Annotated in this window: 24 protein-coding genes and 1 pseudogene; 15 read left to right on the top strand and 10 right to left on the bottom strand. The window is 53.8% G+C overall.

Features of this window, described 5'->3' with window-relative positions; all coding sequences use genetic code 11:
* Positions 1-29: 29 nt before the first annotated feature.
* Positions 30-251, bottom strand: coding sequence for a hypothetical protein (locus tag AB4N92_RS20020; RefSeq protein ID WP_047541536.1), 222 nt, complete (start codon positions 249-251; stop codon positions 30-32).
* A 112-nt stretch (positions 252-363) separates the two neighbouring features.
* On the opposite strand from AB4N92_RS20020, the gene AB4N92_RS20015 reads away from it, so the two are divergent.
* The 8 genes from AB4N92_RS20015 to AB4N92_RS19980 all read left to right on the top strand — a co-directional run bounded on the left by AB4N92_RS20015 (position 364) and on the right by AB4N92_RS19980 (position 7,221).
* Positions 364-576, top strand: a complete 213-nt coding sequence (locus AB4N92_RS20015; RefSeq protein WP_021490976.1) for a hypothetical protein — start codon at positions 364-366, stop codon at positions 574-576.
* 418 nt (positions 577-994) lie between these two features.
* The gene (locus AB4N92_RS20010; RefSeq protein WP_460128020.1) at positions 995-1,954 is read left to right on the top strand and encodes a DUF2971 domain-containing protein; all 960 of its coding nucleotides are present in this window, start codon (positions 995-997) and stop codon (positions 1,952-1,954) included.
* Between the two features lie 23 nt (positions 1,955-1,977).
* Positions 1,978-2,601 (top strand): hypothetical protein, encoded by a 624-nt coding sequence (locus AB4N92_RS20005; protein WP_460128017.1) that lies wholly within the window; start codon positions 1,978-1,980, stop codon positions 2,599-2,601.
* Positions 2,602-2,627: 26 nt separating this feature from the next.
* Positions 2,628-3,692 (top strand): hypothetical protein, encoded by a 1,065-nt coding sequence (locus AB4N92_RS20000; protein ID WP_460128014.1) that lies wholly within the window; start codon positions 2,628-2,630, stop codon positions 3,690-3,692.
* Between the two features lie 956 nt (positions 3,693-4,648).
* Positions 4,649-5,491 (top strand): phage antirepressor N-terminal domain-containing protein, encoded by an 843-nt coding sequence (locus AB4N92_RS19995; protein ID WP_460128011.1) that lies wholly within the window; start codon positions 4,649-4,651, stop codon positions 5,489-5,491.
* A 305-nt stretch (positions 5,492-5,796) separates the two neighbouring features.
* The gene (locus AB4N92_RS19990; RefSeq protein WP_460128008.1) at positions 5,797-6,075 is read left to right on the top strand and encodes a hypothetical protein; all 279 of its coding nucleotides are present in this window, start codon (positions 5,797-5,799) and stop codon (positions 6,073-6,075) included.
* Positions 6,072-6,560: a PIN domain-containing protein gene (locus AB4N92_RS19985; protein ID WP_460128005.1), complete on the top strand. Its 489-nt coding sequence runs from the start codon at positions 6,072-6,074 to the stop codon at positions 6,558-6,560. Before AB4N92_RS19990 ends, AB4N92_RS19985 begins: the two co-directional genes overlap by 4 nt.
* An 88-nt stretch (positions 6,561-6,648) precedes the next feature.
* Positions 6,649-7,221, top strand: coding sequence for a hypothetical protein (locus AB4N92_RS19980; RefSeq protein ID WP_460128003.1), 573 nt, complete (start codon positions 6,649-6,651; stop codon positions 7,219-7,221).
* 12 nt (positions 7,222-7,233) lie between these two features.
* On the opposite strand, the gene AB4N92_RS19975 is transcribed toward AB4N92_RS19980, so the two are convergent.
* Both AB4N92_RS19975 and AB4N92_RS19970 read right to left on the bottom strand, forming a co-directional pair.
* On the bottom strand, positions 7,234-8,283 hold the full coding sequence (locus AB4N92_RS19975; RefSeq protein WP_460128000.1) for a phage portal protein: 1,050 nt from the start codon (positions 8,281-8,283) through the stop codon (positions 7,234-7,236).
* Positions 8,283-10,040 (bottom strand): terminase ATPase subunit family protein, encoded by a 1,758-nt coding sequence (locus tag AB4N92_RS19970; RefSeq protein ID WP_460127997.1) that lies wholly within the window; start codon positions 10,038-10,040, stop codon positions 8,283-8,285. Before AB4N92_RS19970 ends, AB4N92_RS19975 begins: the two co-directional genes overlap by 1 nt.
* Before the next feature lie 195 nt (positions 10,041-10,235).
* On the opposite strand from AB4N92_RS19970, the gene AB4N92_RS19965 reads away from it, so the two are divergent.
* On the top strand, positions 10,236-10,682 hold the full coding sequence (locus tag AB4N92_RS19965) for a DNA cytosine methyltransferase (protein ID WP_460127995.1): 447 nt from the start codon (positions 10,236-10,238) through the stop codon (positions 10,680-10,682).
* Positions 10,679-10,948 carry a pyocin activator PrtN family protein gene (locus tag AB4N92_RS19960; RefSeq protein WP_460127993.1) on the top strand — a complete coding sequence of 90 codons (270 nt, stop codon included), beginning with the start codon at positions 10,679-10,681 and terminating at the stop codon, positions 10,946-10,948. The genes AB4N92_RS19965 and AB4N92_RS19960 overlap by 4 nt, the downstream gene beginning before the upstream one ends.
* A 29-nt stretch (positions 10,949-10,977) precedes the next feature.
* On the opposite strand, the gene AB4N92_RS19955 is transcribed toward AB4N92_RS19960, so the two are convergent.
* Together AB4N92_RS19955 and AB4N92_RS19950 are read right to left on the bottom strand one after the other, a co-directional pair.
* On the bottom strand, positions 10,978-12,372 hold the full coding sequence (locus AB4N92_RS19955) for a hypothetical protein (RefSeq protein ID WP_460127990.1): 1,395 nt from the start codon (positions 12,370-12,372) through the stop codon (positions 10,978-10,980).
* Positions 12,351-13,439 (bottom strand): site-specific integrase, encoded by a 1,089-nt coding sequence (locus tag AB4N92_RS19950; protein ID WP_460127987.1) that lies wholly within the window; start codon positions 13,437-13,439, stop codon positions 12,351-12,353. Before AB4N92_RS19950 ends, AB4N92_RS19955 begins: the two co-directional genes overlap by 22 nt.
* A 102-nt stretch (positions 13,440-13,541) precedes the next feature.
* Between AB4N92_RS19950 and dusA the strand changes: the two genes are divergently transcribed.
* Positions 13,542-14,561 (top strand): tRNA dihydrouridine(20/20a) synthase DusA, encoded by a 1,020-nt coding sequence (dusA, locus tag AB4N92_RS19945; protein ID WP_460127985.1) that lies wholly within the window; start codon positions 13,542-13,544, stop codon positions 14,559-14,561.
* 332 nt (positions 14,562-14,893) lie between these two features.
* Positions 14,894-15,820, top strand: coding sequence for a transaldolase (gene tal / locus AB4N92_RS19940; protein ID WP_010212023.1), 927 nt, complete (start codon positions 14,894-14,896; stop codon positions 15,818-15,820).
* A 212-nt stretch (positions 15,821-16,032) separates the two neighbouring features.
* Here the strand turns inward: tal and rssC are convergent, their stop codons facing one another.
* Together rssC and rssB are read right to left on the bottom strand one after the other, a co-directional pair.
* A complete protein-coding gene (gene rssC, locus AB4N92_RS19935; RefSeq protein ID WP_010212025.1) occupies positions 16,033-16,515 on the bottom strand; it encodes an anti-sigma factor antagonist RssC in 483 nt (160 codons plus the stop codon).
* A complete protein-coding gene (rssB, locus tag AB4N92_RS19930) occupies positions 16,515-17,696 on the bottom strand; it encodes a two-component system response regulator RssB (protein ID WP_010212027.1) in 1,182 nt (393 codons plus the stop codon). The genes rssC and rssB overlap by 1 nt, the downstream gene beginning before the upstream one ends.
* Positions 17,697-17,972: 276 nt before the next feature.
* On the opposite strand from rssB, the gene AB4N92_RS19925 reads away from it, so the two are divergent.
* The gene (locus tag AB4N92_RS19925; protein WP_010212028.1) at positions 17,973-18,269 is read left to right on the top strand and encodes a PilZ domain-containing protein; all 297 of its coding nucleotides are present in this window, start codon (positions 17,973-17,975) and stop codon (positions 18,267-18,269) included.
* A gap of 60 nt (positions 18,270-18,329) precedes the next feature.
* Here AB4N92_RS19925 and AB4N92_RS19920 read toward each other — a convergent pair whose 3' ends face one another.
* Positions 18,330-19,019: an MlaA family lipoprotein gene (locus tag AB4N92_RS19920; RefSeq protein ID WP_010212030.1), complete on the bottom strand. Its 690-nt coding sequence runs from the start codon at positions 19,017-19,019 to the stop codon at positions 18,330-18,332.
* Between the two features lie 195 nt (positions 19,020-19,214).
* Here AB4N92_RS19920 and AB4N92_RS19915 point away from each other — a divergent pair.
* Positions 19,215-19,822, top strand: a pseudogene (locus AB4N92_RS19915) (HAD family phosphatase).
* Between the two features lie 110 nt (positions 19,823-19,932).
* Entirely contained in the window at positions 19,933-20,199 is a 267-nt protein-coding gene (locus AB4N92_RS19910) for a DUF4404 family protein (protein WP_010212034.1), read from the top strand.
* A 136-nt stretch (positions 20,200-20,335) separates the two neighbouring features.
* Here the strand turns inward: AB4N92_RS19910 and queF are convergent, their stop codons facing one another.
* Both queF and copI read right to left on the bottom strand, forming a co-directional pair.
* Complete coding sequence (gene queF / locus AB4N92_RS19905; protein ID WP_021490981.1) at positions 20,336-21,166, bottom strand: NADPH-dependent 7-cyano-7-deazaguanine reductase QueF; 831 nt, start codon at positions 21,164-21,166, stop codon at positions 20,336-20,338.
* A 69-nt stretch (positions 21,167-21,235) separates the two neighbouring features.
* Positions 21,236-21,748 (bottom strand): copper-resistant cuproprotein CopI, encoded by a 513-nt coding sequence (gene copI, locus AB4N92_RS19900; protein ID WP_042570743.1) that lies wholly within the window; start codon positions 21,746-21,748, stop codon positions 21,236-21,238.
* Between the last annotated feature and the right edge of the window lie 51 nt (positions 21,749-21,799).

The raw sequence follows: 21,799 nt of genomic DNA, 5'->3' as shown, positions 1-21,799 counted from the left end.
AGTCAATAAATAATGACTGCCCGCCCCCATCAATCATCATGCAACAACCCCGCCCCATACTCCCCATAACTACTCCCCAGCCCGCTGCCGCCAAAATTCATCTTGGCGGCCTTGCTGGGGCTGTGGTCCCCAAACGCCTGGCATCCGCCTGAAAAGCACGGATCGCTGTTCAAGCCTGATGAGCCCGACGAACAAGCGGCCAACAGCAACGTGCCAGCAATCATCGCGACTTTGACGAGGTTGGAAATCATGTTTTCAGTTCCCTGTGGACGGGAGGCGCGGAGGTCCTCTCTTAAGCAGGAGCGTAGTCCTCAACGACGCAGGGAATTATGAAACTTTGCAGGGGGACGGCGTGGGTTCAGGTTGCCGCCTTGGGGTCTTGCCGACCTGGTCAAAACCAACGGCCAGACTCTGAGTGACCTGGCGATGGAGGTTCTGCACGACGACATCGAGCACGAAAAAACGCCGACAGCTCAGATCGAGTTGGCAGTGAAAGAAGCCGAGCTAGGCAAATTCGCCACCGATGACCATATGGCAACTAGGCGCGTTCAGAGCTGGCGTCGGCATGCGAGTTGAGTGGCTTGAAAGCGCACTCAAGCATCTGGAAGACGAAGCAAACTATATCGGACTCGAAAATCCACAGGCGGCTACCGTTCCCGTTCGAAGTGTTGAATGCGCGAAACAGTGCTCTCGGACAGCCAAGATGCATCCCTGATAAACTGCGCGATATTCGCCTCGTTGACTCAGACCCCAAATGCCCCTACAAACCGCCACCCTCTCCCGCCGCTTCTCCGTAGCTCCCATGATGGATTGGACATAGTTTCCCTACAGCCCTCTATATTCAACGGCTACACGATATTAAAAAATACCGCGTACCATTTTTATACCACCCAAACCTCATAAGCATCCGATTCCCCCTTCCAGTCAGGCGCTAAAAGATGGCATTCTGCCCATCAACAAAACACGTCACTTGCCTTAGCCGAGATTAAAGATCATGGAAGTCAATAAAAATCTATACAAGTACATGGGCCCTGACATAGCTGATAAATTTTTATTACCCGATGAAAGTTGTAGTCTAAAACTTTCTTACCTGAAAGATTACAACGACCCGTTCGAGTTCTTCTTAACCATTAGCTACGACCAAACCCCAGAAATACTTGCATATTACAACGAAATGATTTCAATGGTAATTCAATACCCTGTCACCTGTTTCTCTAAGTCTCCAGTAATCACTCCAATGTGGGCCCATTACGCATCAAACTCGCAAGGTTTTGTCGCCGAGCTAGATGAGGCAGCATTAAGCAACTGGCTACAATCTAAAAAATTAGATCCTAGCTTTGGTGATATCAATTACCGAGATACTCCGCACGAGGGTATGCAGGGTACGCTCGATCGGGCATACGTCGTATCTAAACCGAGACATATAGGTTGGCTCCAACAAGCAATCTATAGTACAGCCTATTTTACCAAACAAACTTGCTGGAATTACGAACAGGAAAGACGACTAATTGTAGAAGAAAGCGGCATCATAAAAATCAACGATGCATTGCTCCTTCTTTATTTCCCTGCAAACCTCGTAAAATCCTTAATAGTAGGCGCCAAAGCCTCACAGCCCCTGAAAGATAAAATAAAAAAGATTTCACAAGCAATAGGATGTAACTATTACGAAAAGCACATCGGCAAAAGCTCCACAAACCCATTCTTTCTAGACGATAAAAACAACACATATGTTTTCAACTCCAGTGAACTTATTTTACGCAGTGAGAGATGCGACACCTGCAAGGAGCCAATGATCAATCCCGATTCAAGACAGTGCTCATGGTGCATGATTACCGAGGGCCATGTAGAAAATGCAGCACAAAGAAACTCATTTAGAATGCTAGATCACTATGGAATACTTGAAAAATATGTAGCTGCGTTTAACGAGATCGGAAAAAATAGACACACATCGTGAACGGACTATGAAGGCAGCATACTATGTTAGGTGAAACTTGTTTTGCAGCGGTATGCTTTATTCCCCTAGACCCTAACGGATCTAAGCTCTTCGGTTTTTCGGAGTTTTTAGCTGGCCTCGCCCTCATGGTCCTTGCTTGGACAATCGGCGACGTACGTTATCGCTTCAGAGTACAAACTGCCCCAATCCCCCTACAGGGCTTAACCTTCTTCGTCGTTGCCAGTGTAGGCGTACTCACCCTGCTGACCGACTTGTGGCGTGCCCAAGGATGGCTCGTCCCCAAAGGCCATGTACTTACGCCAGCTTCATGGCAGACGATCCTCGCAGGTTTGTTTCTCGCTACCTTCCTTACCTGGGCATGGTTCGCATTCATCCGGCGACCGACTTTCGGAAAGAGAAATGCCAAGAGGTACGCGCGAACACTATATCGACTAATTCTGAAAGGTGATCCGACAGAGTTGGCCGTGGTCGCTGATGAGCTTGCTTACTCTGCCAGAGCGTTAGTACATTATGCACCTGACCGCAACGAACCAAAATCTCACCTTCAAGAGAAAAATAAAAAAATTCGCAGATTGCTACATCTAAAGTTGTACGTTACGCAAATGACTTACTTCTCCTTGTTGCGGATAAGCGCTTCTGCCGCGTGATAGTTGAATCGTCGCCGGGTACCGCCTTGGCAATTTTTCAAGAGATGGGCGAGACAAAAAAGTATGGTATTTCGGTCCAGATTTTTGCCAGAAACATCATCAGAGAAGCTCTCCGTAACACTAACTCGTTTCTGTATCACGAAACAGAGGGGTATGAATCCGGACTAATGGGGTACCACAAGCCATTAAGTCAGGCAATGTTCGGAAATTTGATGATGGTTGATACGGTAGGAACACTGCTCGACCCTGATTTAGTGGGCAATTCCAAATGGGGTCCAGCACAGTGGGAGGCCTACTGCCGTTTAGTACTGATCACCCTAAACGACTCTACGAATATTTGGCGGTGGGATCACTCTATCGCTCTCCAAAATGCCAAAAGCTATATTGAAAGTGCCGCATCAGGTTTATACAAATTGAATACAGTAACCAACTCATGGGACCGCGACGAAGTCCAGAGCCTTCAGATAGTAATGAGATTCATCGGCGACACAATTAAAATACTCAATGACCGAGGTTTACCTAAATATCTTAGGCTTCGTGTGCGAGAGCAACATGGTCACCCGCACGAATCGTTCTACGACCATATTGCCAGTCTGATTTTCGAAGTTATTTTTCACGCATCTGCTGTTCATTCACCGCAGTGGGAATGCTGGACAATACAGCACAACTCCATTTGGAGCCCGATGCGTCATCATCTAAATGGACCCGCTGGAAAAGTGATCCACTTCAAATTACGCCGGCTTCTCTACAACGAGATCATAGCTATGAACGACTTTCCGAACTTTAAAGGAGCAAGAATTCTAAGCTTTTGCCTGAACGTGATGGGATTGAAAATTTGTAATAATAACTTTGACAAAAAGAATCGGCCGTTGCACAAAGCAATTCTCGCGTGGACGAAAAAACGTTACTGCTGGTTGCAAAACAGCTCCCCGGCCGCGGCGGAAGCCTGTCTTGTCGACGGCATAACCTTCGACGCTGAAGGTCTCCAGCTTGTATCAACCTCGGCTGCGAATGGGCTTAGGCGCGAGCCGCATTACGTCCGCCTTGTGCTCGATCCCGCACCTGCTGACGCCCCCGGCCAGCGAGAGTAGAGAGCTATTTCTTCTTCCCCTCCAAGATAATCCCCCCGACAGCAGCTTCCCAAGGTGATAACGAGGGTTCGATTCCCTTGACCCGCTCCACCATTTTCAAGGCGTCCAGCGGTACCTATATGACGTTGTGCGGTGCTGGTGACAGTTACTGATCCTGGAAGTGTTTGTGCAGCAGCGTGTGTGCACAACCTTTGATGGACCTTGGCCAGCACCCTCCCCTTTAGCACTGTCGGCTTTTCATGTTGACCCACGGGAAATAGGTTAGGAAGGTTAGTTTTTTGCTGACCTCGCTGAAAGCCTTGTCTGATACGTGTTTGCAGGAAGCTGGCAAGGTTAGTTCTGTGGTTATGTTTGGTTAACTCTTAACCTTTATTGATGTTAAATACTAAATTAATTATATTCTTTAAAAACAGATACTTACAAAATACTAACCTTCGACCTAACCCCAACTAACCCCTCAAAGTAAGCGCTCAAGCCCAGCAAACACGGGCCTTCCAGTTCAGCGCATCGCCTTCAAAAAAAACCTAACCCTTTTCCCGAGCCGACTCCCAAATCTGCCTGCCTATTCGTTCGCATGGACCTCATTGAAAAGCACACACCTTCGCAGGGTTCCGCAGGTATTTCCGAATTCGGAAATCGGAATCCGGCACCCAGCTTGCGTAGTTCTGACCAGGATGCAGAAGTGCAGAAAAAACGACCCATTTAGCCCGCAGGCGAGGTGGGGGGACGACGGCGCGCGCCAAGGCTGAACTAACCTGGCCGAGGCCGAATAGCACCAAAATAGTGCAATTCTGGAACCAAGAGCTAATCAGCGTGGATCGTGGGCATCCCTGGCGATGACAGCCGTAGCTATAGCTGGGCAGGGAGATACGAGTTGGTGGGCAGAGAGAAGTTGTGAGTCGCCAATGGACGCCGCTACTATCGGGTATCCTCGATATTTGCAGGGAGCCTCCACCATGCAAACAGCACAGCAACTGATACCTGTCCCGTTCTACGAGGACACCGTTGTCCTGGTCGGCAAAGACAATGAGCCGCTCGTGGCGATGAAGCCAATCGTCATCAACATCGGACTGGACTGGAAAAGCCAGCACTCCAAAGTTACGGAAAGGTTTAGTTCAGTTATGGTGGAAATCACCACAACTGGAGGTGATGGCAAACAATACGCGATGACCTGCCTACCCCTTCGTAAGCTCCCGGCTTGGCTGTACTCAATTAGCCCAAATAAGGTGAGGCCTGAGCTGCGAGACAAGATCATCCGCTACCAAGAGGAATGCGACGATGCCTTGTGGGACTACTGGAGCAAGACGAGTAACACTCATCACACTGCATCGCCCAACACTAATCAGCAGATAGCCCTCTCCCGGCATCGCATCGCGCTCCTCAAAGAACTCCAGCGCACCCGCAATCGCGTGATACGCGCCACCGTTCAGGAAGAGATCACCCTGCTTTCAGCAAAACTTGGCCTCAGCGTCCCAAACTTGAACAGCATAGGCATCGCGGAGCCATTGGAGGCAGATCTTCTTGCGGACTTCTGGGCCGCACTGAGGGATTTGGATGGCAAGGGAGTGCGGTACAACCACGCAATAAAATCAACATTGCTAGCGTTTCGCCTTGAAGAGCTTGCGAAGCATTTCGAAACACATGGCATCAACGTCAACCTGGATGCTGCCCTGACCAAGGCGATGAAGAGCAGTTCAGCTCCGCGTTATATTAACCATAATCACGCCGTCCACAGCGCCATCGAGCGCAACACAGTAAAATGCTGGGTGTTTGAAGCTCTTCCCGATATCGAAAGCTAATTCGAGCAGTCTGGGCATGGACCAAATTCAGGGACTGAGCTTCGTTGAGTCTCTTGCAGGAATGCAGACAAAACGACCTATTTAGACCACAGGCGAGGTGGGGGGACGACGGCGCGCGCGGGGTGAGACAGTAGCTCACTGGTATACATGCAGCATGTCATTTCTCCGAAATTGTGATCTCCTAATTCGGATTCGGTGTCCCGTTTCACCTGTATTGACCAGCGACAGGGGCATGACGACGCACCAACGCGAGATGCTATACTTCGGAAGGTGTAAGCCAGATCAAACTATGCTCAGGAGTCGAAATGATAGAAGTAAAAGAAGCTGTTCAAGTTGCTAAATCAGCGGCGAATGATTTTCTCGGGCAAGAGACGGCCTTAAAAGATTTAATGCTGGAGGAAGTCGAGCTAGACACAAACAATAGAACATGGGTAATAACACTAGGCTTTAATGTCCCAGCCCCTAATAAATTCGAACGCATAGGCGCAGCTCTCGCTGGGCAAACGTATGCCAGAAAATATAAAACATTCATCATTGACTCGGAGACCGGCGAATTCCGCTCCATGAAGATCCGCGAAATATGATAGACACCTATATTAAGCAGTACCAAAAAAAGGGAATACTTGTCGACACCAACTTGTTGCTATTGGTAGTTACAGGAGGCACACCTAGTATAGCTAATTTCAAAAGAACAAGTAGCTACACCACTGAAGACTATGAGCTTTTGCTTATAGTAATTGATCAGTTTGAAAAGCTAATTTCAACTCCACATATTCTCGCGGAGGTTAGCAATCTTACAAATGGGCTTTACGGAAAAAAATTACACGACTTCTATGCAACATTAAAGAACACACTATCCACAATAGTCGAAATCCACAGCCCTGCTTTGGATATAAGTCACGAATATGAACTGGCACCCTACGGCCTTACTGACGTTGGCATTATCGCCGCAGCAAAAAACAATTTCCTGGTTTTAACTGATGATCTGAGAGTGGCTGGTTTTGCTCATCAACACTGTGTAGATGTTGTAAACTTCAATCACATTCGCGAAGCGAGCTGGGAGATATAAAATGCTACACTTTTTGGGCAAGCAGCGTTAGCACTGCATATCTATAAATACCTCATCGCTATACATTTAAACCAACAAGGATGTCAGGATGAACGATAGCAAACTTGCGACAGAGTTAAAACAAATAATTGAGAAGATTCAAAATAATGGAAAAACCCACATTGAATGCTCAAAGCTCATAGAATACTTACAACAGGCTACTGAAACCTCGTCTCAAGACTTACCTCCTGACCACATCGAAAGACTAAAAGCGCAATTGCAAATATTGGTAGAAGCCCACAAAGGCGATCACGCTTCAAGTCTCGAAATGTTCAAGTCCGTCATTCAATCAGGTCAGAACGCAGTTAAAACAGCATTCCTCATGAATGGTGGGGCATCTGTCGCCATATTAGCCTTTATTGGAAAGCTGACCGAATCTAATAAGCAAAGCATTCCCGAGTTTGCGTGGACACTTACTTTGTTTGTTACAGGCGTATTTCTGATAAGCGTTACAGCAGGATTAACATACCTCAGTCAGTGGTTGTACGCGGATGAGTCAGCTCGCAAGCAAAAAGCCGGTTTTGTATTGAATATAGGCGCAATTATAATTGGATTAGGCTCTTATGGGATGTTCATCTGGGGAATGAAGGCGGCGTACCGCGCGTTCATTTCACTGGCATGACGAGCTTAAATTTCACAGTCCGCCTCCAAGTTCATAGGGTTTGAACCGCACGACCTCCTCCCCGAGCCAGTCATTCACCTGCGCCATACGCGCCTGAATCGGCTCCAGTTCATTGGCCGCATAGATCTGCGCCGCCTCCCTGATCGACCCAAACCCGCCCGCGTTCTGCGGCACGATGCCCATCAGTTGCGGCGGAATGCGCAAGCTGGCCAGCACGTCGTCGCGGGTCTGGTTTTTGATCGAGTTGAATTCGTCCTTGGCCGTCACTTCGCTGACCGGGATGATCTGCAACCCGTCCTTTTTGCCGTTCGGCGAGTACACGAACAGGTTGCGGAAGTTGCCAGGCCCCTTGGAATCCTTCAGCGCCTTGCGCAGTGAATCGACGTCCGCTTCGTTCTGCGCAGCGTCGGTCATGTAGAGAATGAAACCGGCATGACTCCCGTTCTCGTAGTACTTGCGGCGGAACAGCGTGGCCGACTCATTCAGCAACGCCGACTGCAAGGCGCTGATCCACTCGGGCAGTCCGTACACTTCCTGGTGCAGATCCGCCTCCCGCAAATGGAAAACGGTACCGGGTTCAAACTCGTGCTCCTCCTTCCAGCCCTGGACCATGAACTGCCGACCATCCTTGCCCGAGCGCATGTACTTCGCCAGCGGCGGCACCAGCTCGCGCACTGGGCCGAGCATCGAGCGCCGCCCTTCCAGATAGCCGTTGCCCAGGCACAAAAAGTCCAGAGCGAACTGTTCAAACGCCGCGCGCGACAAAAGTCGGTGCGGGATGAACGTCTTGCTCAACAGGTTGCGTTTGAACATCAGCCCCGAATGCAGATGCACGCTGGAACCCACCGAGCGTGCCAGGCCATCCAGGGACAACGGCGGTTCGTACCAGCGCCCGTTAAACCAGCACTCCAGATAATCGAACACCTCCCGGCCGCTAAGTACCGGTGACGGATCGCCAAAACTGAACGCCTCCATCTTGGTGTCATTGCGCGGGATAAATTCCTGCGTTGCCACGACGGGCGTCTGGGCCAACTGCTTGGTATTTCTGCGGCGGTTCGACATCAAAAAATCTCCATCCGCCCGGTATTGGCAGTGGTCTGCCCCTCCAGCGGTTCGTTGTGCAATGCGTGAAAGAGCGCCCACGCCAGGTCGGCGTGGCCGGTGTTGTCGTTGCGGCCGGCGGTGTAGGTGAATTGGCGACCGCCTGCGGTGATGGTCTTGCGGATCGCCATCAACGACTGCGCCATGTCGGTCCAGCCGGCGTCGAACTCCAGCCGGCCTCGGTGAATCACGTCATAGGCCTTCAGCACCAGGCGGGTCTTGACCTCGGGTGAATAGCTGAACGTGGTGACATTGGGGAAAAATTGGCGCACCAGCTGCGCCACGCCACTGCCCAGACCGGTGACATCAATCCCGATGTACGTCACCCAGTAGCGGTCGCAGACGGCCTTGATCACGCTGGCCTGGGCCGCGAAATCCATGCCACGGAACTGGTGACGCTCCAGTACCCGGAACTTGCCCCCTGGTACCAGAGGCGGCGCGACCACCACCAGGCCCGAGCAATCGCCGGTTTCCGCCGGGTCATACCCCACCCACACCTGGCGGTCGCCGAACGGCCGCATGGCAAACGGTTTGTAGTCCTCGGCCCACTCGACCCAACTGTCGACCATGCAGGGCTGCAACACCGTCAGAGGAAAGATGCTCGCGCCGTCGTCGACGAACTCACACATCAGCAGGTTGGCGAACGCATCGGGGCTGTACTCGCGGCGCAGTTCTTCAATGTCGAACAGGTCGCAACCGCCCTGCTCCGCGTCGAGGATGGTGACGATCTGGCGCCACAACCGGTCCTCGCAGAACCTCCCTTGCTGGAGCGCTCCATGGGAAACGTCGACCTTGGTGTGTTGCGCCGCCGGTTTACCCTTGTTGAAGCGCTCACCCGTCCAAAATGTGTAGGCTTCGTGAGCCATGGTCGAGGGCGTGGAGAAGTAGGTTTTTCGCCACTTCTTGTGCATCGCCATGCCCGACGCAACCTTGTTCAGTTCCTCAAACTTGAACGTCCAGAAGAATTCGTCGAAGTAGAAATTGCCGTGGTAGCCCTGGGCCGTGCGCGCGTTGGTACCGAGAAAAAACAGTTCGGCGCCGTTCGGCAGCACGATGGGATCACCGGTCAGCTCGACGCCGATGACCTCGCGGGCAAACGCTTGGATGTACCCACGGAACAGGTAGGCCTGATTCTTCGACGCCGACAAGAAAATCTGATTGCGCCCGGTTTCCAGCGCATCAATAAACGCCTCACGGGCGAAGTAGTAAGTGGCGCCGATCTGCCTGCTTTTGAGGATGACGCGGGTGCGCTGATTGCCCGCCCGGTACCAGTCTTTCTGGTAGTCGAAACACCCATCGATAAACGCTTCGCGCAGCAGCTCGATCTGGTCTTCGCTAATGTCGTTTTTCGGGGTCTTTTTCTTCGGGCCTTCGTTGCGTTTTGCGAGGTTGGGGTTGAGTTCGGTTTCAGTACCGCCACCCTGGAAGCGCTGGATGCGAGCCTGTCGCTCCAACTGCCGGTGCAGCAGGTCGATCTCTTTGAAGTCCCCGCCGCTCTTGCCTTCCTTGAGGATCAGCTGCACCAGCCGCGCTTCCAGCGCCCCGCCGATGCGCTCGACGTTATCCGCCCGGTCCCACTCGTCGCGGGCCTTCCAGCTGTGTAGCGTTTTTTCCTTTTCGCCCGTAGCCTCGGCAATCTCACAGATACGCCAACCCATCCAATACAAAAACTTGGATTGGCGCCGGGGATCGATTGGGAGCAGTTCAGTCGTAGTCATGGCCGCGATGCTGCCGCTCTGGCCTGTGAGTCAGTAGCTCCGCCCCTTGTAGCCTCGCCCTATACAACCCCGCCCCGTTGCCGCAACTCGCGCGCGTCACGACCATGCCCCTCAGCCATCACAACCACAGGGAGTCAGCAGCAGGTCTTTACCGCGCACCTATCAACACTTCGCAGAAACTGTGTTGGCCGGGCCATGGACGAACTGGTACCGACCATCACGGCCGGCGCCGAACATCACGCGCTGGTTGAGTACAAGCTCGCTCCCGAGGTCGAGGCTGGCGCTATGCGTGTTGCTGCCTTCCTGATGGGCTATTACGGCAGCGATAACACCTACGACCTGCACAACCCGGCCGCGACCATCACCACGCGGGATCGCCTGGCGCTTGTGACGGTGACGATCAAGGGCACGTCGTATGTGATCGTGGACATCGGCATGCGCATGCTCACCCCGCGTGAGCTGTACCGTGCGCAGGGATTCCCCGACAACTACGTGATCGACCGTGGGCACGACGGTCGGAAGTTCAGCAACAAGACCCAGGTGCTGATGGTGGGTAACTCAGTGTCACCGTGGCCGATGATGGCACTTATCAGCGCCAATAGAAACACAGAACACAGCGAGCTTATGGGAGAAGCAGCATGAATACTCTGTTTCTATTAATGGCTCAATATGAAGGCCGCGCAGTGATCCCTCTCGATATAGTCTGCGCTGACTATATGAACTTGACCGTCGAAAAATTCAAACGAAAATGTTTAGACGGAGAAATTGATATCCCTATCGTTCGCCTCGGGGCTGAGAGCCAGAAAGCCGCATTAGGGATACACCTGAGAGACCTTGCGAATTACATTGATAGGCAGCGTGAAAAGGCCACAATCGAGCAAAAGAAACTGATGGGGAAAGTAGCTTAGTCGAGACGGTCCGACCCTTCTGGTCGGACTCAACTAACTTCACTAAAATAGGTCTCATCATTATAAACACTCATAGACCTTGAGTACCCTCCGGAGGTGCTGTGAATATATAAATCTTTACTGAAGCGTACACCGCGCCCTTCCACAACGAGATCATTATCAAGCGCATTCAACAACGGGAAAATCAAACTGTCAGGAACACCGCCAAATATCACCCTAAGCAAACTCTCAGCAACCTCTTTAAAGTAGTCTTCACCAACAACAGCCTCCTCCACGGAATTTACATTCAGCACAACCTTGAGGTGCCTCACCACACCATCCTCACCCCTGATGTAATAAGCGACATTAGTAGAATGATACTCCGCATTTGCTTTTACGTACTTTGAACTTCCTGACCAAATCTCGTACCCATATGCAGGATTATAGGATTCAACCGTCAATCCAAAACCATATAAAAACCTTCGCGCATCCTGGGGCGGCCATCCGTTAACACTCGCTACGGGCAAAGGATTTTTTTCTCTATATCTTCGACATTTCATGGAAATTATTGAGGCTTTTATTTCTGCAGGGTTTGATGCAGACCAAACATACACCTCCCGAACCCATTGTTGCATTAATTCGACGTCGGTTCTAAAAAGTCTAAATGCTGTCCACTTTGAATATGATGCAATTTTTTTATTTTCAAACCGCAATCCAACCTGAGCAAAAGCGCGATTATATGCCCCATACAACCCGAAGATATAGAGAAACGGAAAAAACATAAACGTCAAAACTATCGGACTAATAAAGTCCTTAAAATTTGTAGCACTGGCAAACCCCTTGAAATTACTGAACACCTCATACATTGCGTTCATAAAATACATGACACCTATTAAACCAACCAAATACTCCAGCATCTTGGTAAGGAGCGCGTTTTTTTCTTCACGTGCGGAAACCACACCAAGCAAGCTTAGAAACACAACCAATGGAATTAGAATCAACTCAACCCATAAAGAAAACGAATATAGATTAGTGATAAATATAACAATAGCTGTCAGCTTAACGGCCCCACTGACCAAGCCTTCAAAAAAATTCTTTTCAGACCTGATTTTCTCTAACCCAAACATGGAACTGAAAGCGAACGTCACGCCCCATACGATGGTGGTTTTGAGGTTTGTATACTCCCAAAGTTCGACTCGAAATAGTCCGTAAACACAGACAGCCATCCATAAGAACGCAAATAAAAAAAAGACCATGAAATGGCGATTAAAAAAGGCTTTTACTAGCTCAAAAACACTGTTCCTAATACCTGCTTTAACGCACATCGCGAGAAGGGCAATAGCAGCCCAAATCAATATCGAGACCTCACGATTATTTAACTCCATGCTACCCCCAGCACACTCTAATCCAGCACCTAAAATTACTACTTCAGCATTGCCAGCCAATGCCAGTTCTCATAATTATTACCACGTCCTTTCAAATGCGTATAACGCCTTAGTGAATTCCAGTCCCGGTGGCCTGAAACACTCGACACTCTCGGAATATCCCAGTCCATCTCAAACAACCTACTGACCCCTTCATGGCGTAAATCATGAAAGTGGAGGTCTTCAATCCCCAGCATCGGACATGCCCGCGTGAATGAAGCTGATACCGATTTGGCATTGTAGGGAAAGATCTCTCGCTCAACCTTTGGCATGGTGCAAAGGATCGCCCAAGCCTCATCAGGCAGATGACACCACACATCGTTACCAATCTTCTGCCCTGGGTTTTTCATGTCCCGCACCAACACAGCCTGCCGAGCGCAGTCGAGATCCTCCCATCGAATCCGAGTGATCTCCTCCTGCCGACGCGTCGAGAAAAGCGCAAAGGCAATCATCTTGGGCATGTGAATAGAGTCTGGCCGGCGATTCTGCATTTCGAAAAAATGCTCCATGAGCTTGTCCAGCTCATCGAGTGTGGGCCGGCGATTACGCTCCTTGCTCTTGCTGACCATGCCAAGCTTACGCAAGACCTTTCGAGCGTCAGGCATTGCATGAGGATCGACCTCATAGCCCCATGCCGGCCGTGCCACAGACAACACAGCGCCCAGGTGCGACAGATCATTACCAACCGTCTGCGCCTGCACCCCGCCGCCTTCTTCGCTCATCCGCCACTGCGCGTACTCCACCAGTTTCTGGCTGTTCAGCGCCGCATCATCCAACTCACCCAACCAGGTTTCCTTGATCGCGCTCAACGTCGCGCTCTTGGTCTTCCCCAGCGGCCGTATCTTCTCGTACTCATCCAGGTACTGCTCGATCATCTTCTTGATCGTCACCCCTTTCCGATTCGCCCGCTCAATAGCACCTGGCTGGGCCAGCTCGGTCTCCCGTCGCTTGATCCAGGCCTGGGCGACCTGCTTACGGTCGAACGTTTGGCTTTCCTGATAAACTGTCTTGCAATCCCGATTGATCCGTATCTGCGCCGTGTAGGCTGTCGAGTTGTCCTTGCGCTTACGTGCTGTGATCGTGCCCATTTCCAGTTGCTACATTGCCGAATTCGATCGCTACAATGTAGCAACCGACTCTAGAAAACAAGGGAAAACGGGTAAAAACCGCTGTATAAAAGATCAGTATTAATGAATTCCGAAAAAGCCGTATCTCCAATAAACACTGGCCCTTCCCGCTCAGAGCCGTCACGCCGGTTCAGCGTGGCCCCGATGATGGACTGGACCGACCGCCACTGCCGGTTCTTCCTGCGCCTGCTCTCCAAGCACGCCCTGCTCTACACCGAGATGGTCACTACCGGCGCGATCCTCCATGGCGACCATGACCGTTTCCTGCGCCACAACGAAGCCGAGCACCCGCTTGCACTGCAACTGGGCGGCAGTGTCCCCGCCGATTTGGCCGCTTGCGCGCGCATGGCCGAGGCCGCTGGCTACGATGAAGTGAACCTGAACGTCGGCTGTCCCAGCGATCGGGTGCAGAACAACATGATCGGCGCGATCCTGATGGCGCATCCGGCGTTGGTGGCGGAGTGTGTGAAGGCGATGCGCGATGCGGTGTCGATTCCGGTGACGGTGAAACATCGCATCGGGATCAATGGGCGGGACAGTTATGCGCAGTTGTGTGATTTCGTCGGGACGGTGAAGGACGCAGGCTGCACCAGTTTCACCGTGCATGCGCGGATTGCGATTCTGGAGGGGTTGTCGCCGAAGGAGAACCGCGACATTCCGCCGTTGCGGTATGACGTGGCGGCTCAGTTGAAGCGGGACTTTCCAGAGCTGGAGATTGTGCTCAACGGTGGGATCAAGACATTGGAGCAGTGTCACGAGCATTTGCAAATGTTTGATGGGGTAATGCTGGGGCGGGAGGCTTATCACAATCCCTATTTGCTGGCAGAAGTGGATCAGCAGTTGTTTGGCAGTGAGGCGCCGGTGATCAGTCGCGCAGAGGCGTTGGTGCAGTTGCGGCCTTATATTGCGGAGCATTTGGCTTCGGGTGGGTCGATGCACCATATCACTCGGCATATCCTGGGGCTGGGCACCGGTTTCCCGGGGGCGCGCAAGTTCAGGCAGTTATTGTCGGTGGATATTCATAAGGCAAGTGATCCGTTGGCGTTGCTGGATCAGGCCGGGGCGTTGTTGGAGGGGCGGTGATGGCCTGGGTGTCAGTTGGCTTAATGGGGGGCTGACAGGCCGCATTCGCGAGCAAGCCCGCTCCCACATGTGGACGGGTGTCCATCAGGAAGACCGGGGTGGCTGTGGGCCGTTATCGCAGGCAAGCCTGCTTCCACAGGTCGACCGAGTGGATCGGGTGGAAGTTAGGTTGAACCCGATGGTGATTTTGGCCTCCTATCTAGCACCACGGCCGGTGATTCAAACGGCTGTTTTCAGGTTGTTGCCCTCGCAAACGATCGAACGCATTTGCGCCCTTGAGCGCCTGCCGGCGCTCGGGTAATGTCATCAGACCCACAGGACAGAGCACGCCCATGACTTCCAAGCTGGAACAACTCAAGCAATTCACCACCGTCGTAGCCGATACCGGCGATTTTTCTACCCTCGCCAAGCTCAAGCCGCAAGATGCCACCACTAACCCTTCCCTGCTGCTCAAGGCCGCTTCGATCCCAGGCTATGCCAAGCTGCTGGATGAGTGCGTAAAGGACTGCAACGGTGATGTGGGCCTGGCCAGCGACCGCTTTGCGGTGGCGGTAGGTCAAGAGATCCTCAAAGTGGTGCCGGGCCGTATTTCCACTGAAGTGGATGCCCGCCTGTCGTTCGACACTGACGCCGTACTCAAGCGCGCGCACCGTCTGATCGACCTGTACGACAAAGCCGGCGTTGGCCGCGACCGCGTACTGATCAAGATCGCCTCCACCTGGGAAGGCATCCGCGCCGCCGAGCAGCTGGAAAAAGAAGGCATCCAGACCAACCTGACGCTGTTGTTCTCCTTCGCCCAGGCCGTGGCCTGTGCAGAGGCTGGCGTGTTCCTGATCTCGCCGTTCGTGGGTCGAATCTACGATTGGTACAAAAAGGCCAACGGCAACGACTACACCGGTGCTGAAGACCCGGGCGTGCAGTCGGTGACGCGCATCTACAACTACTACAAGGCCAACGGCTACAAGACCGTGGTCATGGGCGCGAGCTTCCGCAACCTGAGCCAGATCGAAGAGCTGGCTGGGTGTGATCGCCTGACCATCAGCCCGGACTTGCTGGAGAAGCTGGCGGCGGATGAAGGCAAGCTGGAGCGCAAGTTGTCGCCAGGCCATGCCGGTGAAGCCCGCGTGCATCTGACTGAAGCGCAGTTCCGTTGGGAGTCCAACGAGGACGCGATGGCGACTGAGAAGCTGGCGGAAGGTATTCGTCAGTTTGCTCGGGACCAGGAGAAGCTGGAGGCGCTGCTGTCGGCCAAGCTGTAAGGGCAGATAGCAGCAAAAAGGGCGGCACCTTGGCGGGTGTCGCCCTTTTTTGTGCTGCCAATTTCAAGCCAGTCACAAATCCAATGTGGGAGGGGCGGTGCGACGATTCGACTTGCTCCCGATGGCGGTGGGTCAGTCAGCATATTTATGACTGACATACCGCAATCGGGGGCAAGCCCCCTCCCCCATTTTGATCACATTTCAATTGAGGATCAGTGGCGCTCGAGGGCGTTGACGAGGTCGTGGAAGGCTTCGCGGTTGGACTCGTTGAGGCCCATGAGGATCTTGTGCGCTTCCAGCACCTTGACCCGTACGATCTCTTCGGACTGGTCTTGCGACGGCAGGTCGGTGAGGCATTCCGGGCAGGGAATTGGGCGGTCAACGATGTTGAACACCTGGTCAAAGCCCATCGACTGCAATAGACGGGTGATGTCTTCGTGGGTGGTGACCACAGTCGGCAACAGGCCGACCTTCTGCCGAGACAGAATGGACAACTTGGCCAGCAGGCCAAGAGTGGTGCTATCGATGCTGCGGGTTTCGGTCAGATCGATCACGATCGCCGAGAAGTTCAGCGCTGTGAAGATCCGCTCAATCGTCGCATCCAGCGCCGAACACAAGGTCAGGCGCACTTCGCCGACAAACTTCAGGACAAACGTCCCGTCTTGCTCGGCGAATTGGATTCTTCCGGTACTCATCAAAGATTCCTGCTCAACACCAATAGGGCGATATCATCCGGCATCTCCCCTAGCGTGGCCAATCCAAAAACCTGCCGCAGGCCATCCAGGCTGCCGCCCGCCGACTTGACCTTTTGGGGCAAGGCGGCTTCTTTCTCTTTGAGTGTAGGCTCTGGAAGAAGGTCCAGGATGCCGTCTGACATCAGCGTGAGGCTGAACGTCGGCGGCAATTCCAGGATGTGGTCTTCGTAGGTGGCTTCGTTGAACAAGCCTACCGGCAGACCACGCCCTTCCAGGTAACGCACACTGTCTGGAGTGTATAAAACCGGCATCGGCAGGTGACCGCCAATGCTGTAGGTCAAAAGACCGGTTTCTTCATCAATCACGCCGCCGACCATCGTCACGTGCTTGCCCAGCTTGCAGCTGATCAGGCCCCGGTTGATGTGGCCCAGTACCTCGGAGGGCGTGAACTCCGGCAAGGTGCCATTGCGCTTGGATTCGAACAACAACCGCGTGGTCATGAACTTCAACAACACGGTGACAAAAGCAGAGGAAGCGCCATGGCCGGAGACATCGGCCAGGTAGAACGCCACACGTCGCTCATCCACACGGAAGTAATCGACAAAATCACCCGACAAGTACAGTGACGGGATGATCTGGTGGGCAAACTGGAAGTCGTCGATGGTCCAGGGGCTGACCGGCAGCATGTTCATTTGCACCTGGCGACCGGCATTCTGGTCTTCCTGGAGCAGGTTGAGGCTGGCTTCGAGTTCGCGGTTGGCGGTTTCGAGCTTTTCGCGGTAGCGCTGGTTTTCCACCAACAGGCGCGCACGATCCAGGGCACGGCGCACCGAGTGCTCCAGCACCGCCAGGTCTTCCAGGGGTTTGATCAGATAATCGGCGGCACCCAGGCGCAAGGCTTCGACAGCATCGTTCATCACCCCGGCGCCCGACACGACAATCACCGGCGTCTGCGGGGCGAGCTCAGTCACCTGGCGAATCAGCTCCAGGCCGCCCATCTGGGGCATGCGCAGGTCGCAGATCACAAGGTCGGGCTGGTCGCGCTCGAATACCTGGAGACCCTGTTGGCCATTACCGGCCTGCAGGACGCTGAAGCCACTGTCTTCCAAATAGGCCGCGAGGCTCGCACGCACTACTTCGTCGTCATCGATTATCAGCAGCGTGGCACTGGTTTTTTGCATGTGGGCAAACGGCGCCAGAATTAGGTTGGCGTAGGTGGCGCGACAAGGGTCGGGCGCACGTACTGGATTCGCTTTCTAGCCTCTCTGTCCTACAAAGCATTGGGATTTTCCCCATGCACAACGGTAAAGCAGAGGTGCCCTTCTAAGGCGCAGACGGTACTCCCATCCGTCAGGGGTTTCAAGCTCATGCCGATGGTCGCCGAGCGTCTTTACACCGCAAATCACCGGGAGTTATAAGAACAGGCACGACCACAACACAAAGTAAGGATGAAGCCCATGAGCGAACACGAGCGCGACTACGCCGAAAAACGCGATTTCATCCGCATGCGCGTGGATGCCGATGTGTCGCTGATCCACGCAGGACAAGAGATCGCCGGGGTGTGCGTGGACCTGTCCAGCTCCGGCATGCAGGTGCAGGCGCCACGCCAGTTCAATGTAGGCGACCTGTTGACCGTGCGCATCGATTCGGAGCACGCGGCACTGAAAGGCCTGGAGGCCGATACCCAGGTGGTGTGGACCAGGGCCACAGGCGAAGACCAGCACCTGGGCCTCAAGATCCTGAAAATGCGCTGAAACCGCGCACAAAAAAGGCGACCCAAGTGGGTCGCCTTTTTCATTTCAAAACGTCACAGCTTAAAAGTCGTCAACGACCTTGCCGTCCTTGACCTTGAACTCACGGTTCTGCAGGTAAGCGTTACGAATGAAGGTGTACTTGTCACCAGTGATCAGCTTCTCGCTGTCGAGCAGGCTGGCACGGGTGTCGACGATGTTCAGGCCAAAGGTGCTGTTGCGCCAGCCGATATCGTTCATGTAGCGGTACGGTTGGGTGTAGCTGTCCACGTACTTGGACGGCGCGTCACGCAAGGTGCTTGGGCCCAACAGTGGCAGCATCACGTACGGACCGCTGCCGACACCCCAGTAGCCGAGGGTCTGGCCGAAGTCTTCGTCGCTGCGTTGCAGCCCCATTTTGGTGCCGACATCGATGAAGCCCAGCACGCCGAAGGTGGTGTTGACCAGCAAACGGGCGGTGTCGACACCGGCATTATGCGGCTTGAGTTGCAGCACGTTGTTGGCCAGGTTGCCCACATCGCCAATGTTGCGGAAGAAGTTGTGAATGCCATCCTGCACGAACTGCGGAGTCACGAACTGATAGCCCTGGGCCAATGGCTTGAGCGCATAGGTATCAACGGTGTCGTTAAAGGTAAAGATCGGGCGGTTGACGCTTTCCCATGGATCGTCTTCCGATGCAGCCTGTGCGGCGAAAGGCGCCAGTAAGACAGTGGCACACACCGACAACTGAGCGAAATAGTGGCTCCAGCGCATAGCTTTTGCTCCTTGAATGGTCTGTCATGGGCGCTATGCCCTGAATAAGGCCGTCAGTATATGACGGAAGTCGCCAATTAGGCAGCAACTAGGAATCGTCAGACCTAAAATGGACAAAATTCCTACAATTAACAATCCTGTCATCGACTTGTCATCCCGGCTCGATAGCGTTGGCGCTATTTCAGGGATGTCGACATGCCTCACGCCGAGATAGCCATCGCCAGCGCTCCCACTTTGACTGCCGTCCTGTTTGGCCTGAGTGGCTGCCTGGTGGACTTCGGTTCCCGGGCGCGCACCGACTCGCCCTCCCCGGACCCCCAAGCCACACCGGGCGCGCTGAAAATCCTGCGAGCCCTCAAGGAGCAAGGCGTACCCTGCGCCTGGCTGGATGAACTCCCCCCTCCATCACTACCCCACTCGCCGCCGGACTGCCCGACTGGCTCAAGGCGACGTCGCCCTCCTCCATTCGCTGGCCCGCGCCCCACGCCTGCTGGCAAGCCTTGATGGAACTGAACATCGAACGCCTGGAAGGCTGCGTATTGGTCAGTGGCGAACCGCGCCTGTTGCAATCAGGGCTCAATGCCGGGCTGTGGACCATCGGCCTGGCCTCCTGCGGCTCATTGTGCGGCATGGCGCCCGAACAATGGCAGGCGCTGAGCGAACAGGAACGCGAACATAAGCGCGGCAAGGCCACCGTTGCCCTTTACGGGCTGGGCGTGCACTCGGTAATCGATCACTTGGGCGAACTCGGCACATGCCTCGCCGATATCAGCCTGCGCCAGCTCAAAGGCGAAAAGCCCTGACACGGATCATGCACAGTCGACGCCAGTGGATTAATCTAAAGGTCAGCCCGTAGACCTTTCTCGGCGTGCCGCGGTCTATGCCAGTGCCTATCGATAAAAGGAAACACGTCATGCCTGATCGCAAAAAACTGGAAGAACAGGTCGAGATCCTGCGCGGGCAGTTGGAACAGGAACCGCCGCTGTCGGAAGAGAAACGTGATGCATTGGAAGCCTTGATTGCCAAGTTCGAATTACAACTCGAATTGGAACCGGCTACGCAAACCCCCAGTATTTCCGACGATGTGAATCAAGCGGCCATCGAGTTCGATGCTGAGCACCCGGTGATTTCCGGGACCTTGCGCAATATCATGATCACCTTGGGCAATATCGGGATCTAAACCAATCCCCAAGGCAATCACAGAAACCAATGTGGGAGCTGGCATGCCCGCGATAGCGATCATTCAGTCATCCATCAGGTGACTGATACACCGCCCTCGCAGGCAAGCCCGCTCCCACATTTGATTTGCGTGATAGCTACTGACGAGCCAGGCGCACGTTCTGGAACGCCACATCCTCAGTGCTGCGATACGGGTTGATATCCAGCCCGCCGCGCCGCACATAGCGCGCATACACCGTCAACTTCTCCGGCTTCAGCAAACGCTGCAAGTCCAAAAAGATGCGTTCCACACACTGTTCGTGGAAGTCCGAGTGCTGGCGAAAGCTCACGATGTATTCCAGCAGGCTGGCGTGATCCAGCGCCGAACCGCGATATTCCACCACGACACTGCCCCAGTCCGGTTGGCTGGTCACGGGGCAGTTGGATTTAAGCAGGTGGCTGTGCACGCTCTCCTCGACAACACGTGAGTCATCGCAACGCAGCAGTTCCGGGCGCGGATGCTCATAGTTGCTGACACTGATATCCAACTCATCGATGCACACACCTGGCAAGGCCATCACACCTTCGGCCTCGATCTCGGCCAGGCTGCGGATACGCACGCTCACCGGCTTGCCGGCGGCAGCACTGAGGTCAGTGCGCAAAGCGGCTTCCAGGCTGGTCGTATCGGCAAACGCAGTCTGGTTCAACGAGTTGAGGTACAACTTGAACGACTTGGACTCGATGATGTTCGGCGAGTCGGCCGGGATGCTGAACTCACCGATGGCCACCACCGGCTTGCCCGACGGGAGCAGCCAGGACAGTTCGAAGCAGTTCCAGAAATCCACACCCTTGTAAGGCAGGGTCTCGGCGCTCAGGCCAAGCTCGGCCCATTTGGCGGCACGCGGGATCGGGAACAGCAACGAAGGGGTGTAGGTGGAGATGTATTCACTGGACTTGCCCAGCGGCGAATGTTCGGCTGCGGGATGCATGGCGGAAACCTGGCTAAATTAACCGCGCCAGTCTACCAGCCTTTGCCCCCGCGCCTAAGCGCCAGCGGATCAATTGACGTTGAGCTTGCCGACCATGCCTGCCTGGTAGTGCCCCGGAAGGTTGCAGGCAAACTCCAGGCCCGTGGCCTGGGTGAACGTCCAGGTCAGCTCGGCAGTTTTACCGGGCTCGACCAATACGCTATTGGGATCATCGTGTTTCATCGCACCATGCCCCATTGCTGCATGGTCCATCTTGCCCATGCCCGTGTCGGTCAGCATGCCGCTGGCCTGCATCTGCAGCATTTCCTTCTGGTGTTCGGCATGCATGGCCGCGTCGCCCAGGTTGAATTCGTGAAGCAACTGGCCCTTGTTGACCAGCACGAAGCGCACCGTCTCACCGGCTTTCACGTCCAGGGACTTGGGCGAAAAGGAAATGTCCTGCAACGTCACTTCTACCGTACGCGTGGCTTTGCTCGCCGGCGCCGCTTCACCGAAAGCATAGGTGTGGGCGGCATCGGCCATTGCTTCAACACTCAACGCCAGCAGGCAACTTGCCAATAACAGGGGTGTGCGCAACGCCATCTGTCTTCTCCTGAAATATATGAACAGCTTGGGCAGCACTCTAAGATTGCG

It is taken from the genome of Pseudomonas sp. S3_A09 (assembly GCF_054668065.1).
The sequence above is the reverse complement of the archived record's forward strand: the minus strand, read 5'-3'. Positions and strand labels throughout refer to the sequence as shown.

Bases quoted from the DNA above. Each gene is read 5' to 3' on its own strand.
- AB4N92_RS19975 (WP_460128000.1), bottom strand. From the start codon at position 8,283: ATGTCGAACCGCCGCAGAAATACCAAGCAGTTGGCCCAGACGCCCGTC.
- AB4N92_RS19990 (WP_460128008.1), top strand. From the start codon at position 5,797: ATGATAGAAGTAAAAGAAGCTGTTCAAGTTGCTAAATCAGCGGCGAAT.
- AB4N92_RS19950 (WP_460127987.1), bottom strand. From the start codon at position 13,439: ATGGGCACGATCACAGCACGTAAGCGCAAGGACAACTCGACAGCCTAC.
- AB4N92_RS19995 (WP_460128011.1), top strand. From the start codon at position 4,649: ATGCAAACAGCACAGCAACTGATACCTGTCCCGTTCTACGAGGACACC.
- AB4N92_RS20020 (WP_047541536.1), bottom strand. From the start codon at position 251: ATGATTTCCAACCTCGTCAAAGTCGCGATGATTGCTGGCACGTTGCTG.
- AB4N92_RS19985 (WP_460128005.1), top strand. From the start codon at position 6,072: ATGATAGACACCTATATTAAGCAGTACCAAAAAAAGGGAATACTTGTC.
- AB4N92_RS19965 (WP_460127995.1), top strand. From the start codon at position 10,236: ATGGACGAACTGGTACCGACCATCACGGCCGGCGCCGAACATCACGCG.
- rssB (WP_010212027.1), bottom strand. From the start codon at position 17,696: ATGCAAAAAACCAGTGCCACGCTGCTGATAATCGATGACGACGAAGTA.
- AB4N92_RS19920 (WP_010212030.1), bottom strand. From the start codon at position 19,019: ATGCGCTGGAGCCACTATTTCGCTCAGTTGTCGGTGTGTGCCACTGTC.
- AB4N92_RS19925 (WP_010212028.1), top strand. From the start codon at position 17,973: ATGAGCGAACACGAGCGCGACTACGCCGAAAAACGCGATTTCATCCGC.
- AB4N92_RS20010 (WP_460128020.1), top strand. From the start codon at position 995: ATGGAAGTCAATAAAAATCTATACAAGTACATGGGCCCTGACATAGCT.
- AB4N92_RS19960 (WP_460127993.1), top strand. From the start codon at position 10,679: ATGAATACTCTGTTTCTATTAATGGCTCAATATGAAGGCCGCGCAGTG.
- copI (WP_042570743.1), bottom strand. From the start codon at position 21,748: ATGGCGTTGCGCACACCCCTGTTATTGGCAAGTTGCCTGCTGGCGTTG.
- dusA (WP_460127985.1), top strand. From the start codon at position 13,542: ATGAATTCCGAAAAAGCCGTATCTCCAATAAACACTGGCCCTTCCCGC.
- AB4N92_RS20005 (WP_460128017.1), top strand. From the start codon at position 1,978: ATGTTAGGTGAAACTTGTTTTGCAGCGGTATGCTTTATTCCCCTAGAC.
- AB4N92_RS19910 (WP_010212034.1), top strand. From the start codon at position 19,933: ATGCCTGATCGCAAAAAACTGGAAGAACAGGTCGAGATCCTGCGCGGG.
- rssC (WP_010212025.1), bottom strand. From the start codon at position 16,515: ATGAGTACCGGAAGAATCCAATTCGCCGAGCAAGACGGGACGTTTGTC.
- queF (WP_021490981.1), bottom strand. From the start codon at position 21,166: ATGCATCCCGCAGCCGAACATTCGCCGCTGGGCAAGTCCAGTGAATAC.
- tal (WP_010212023.1), top strand. From the start codon at position 14,894: ATGACTTCCAAGCTGGAACAACTCAAGCAATTCACCACCGTCGTAGCC.
- AB4N92_RS19980 (WP_460128003.1), top strand. From the start codon at position 6,649: ATGAACGATAGCAAACTTGCGACAGAGTTAAAACAAATAATTGAGAAG.
- AB4N92_RS19970 (WP_460127997.1), bottom strand. From the start codon at position 10,040: ATGACTACGACTGAACTGCTCCCAATCGATCCCCGGCGCCAATCCAAG.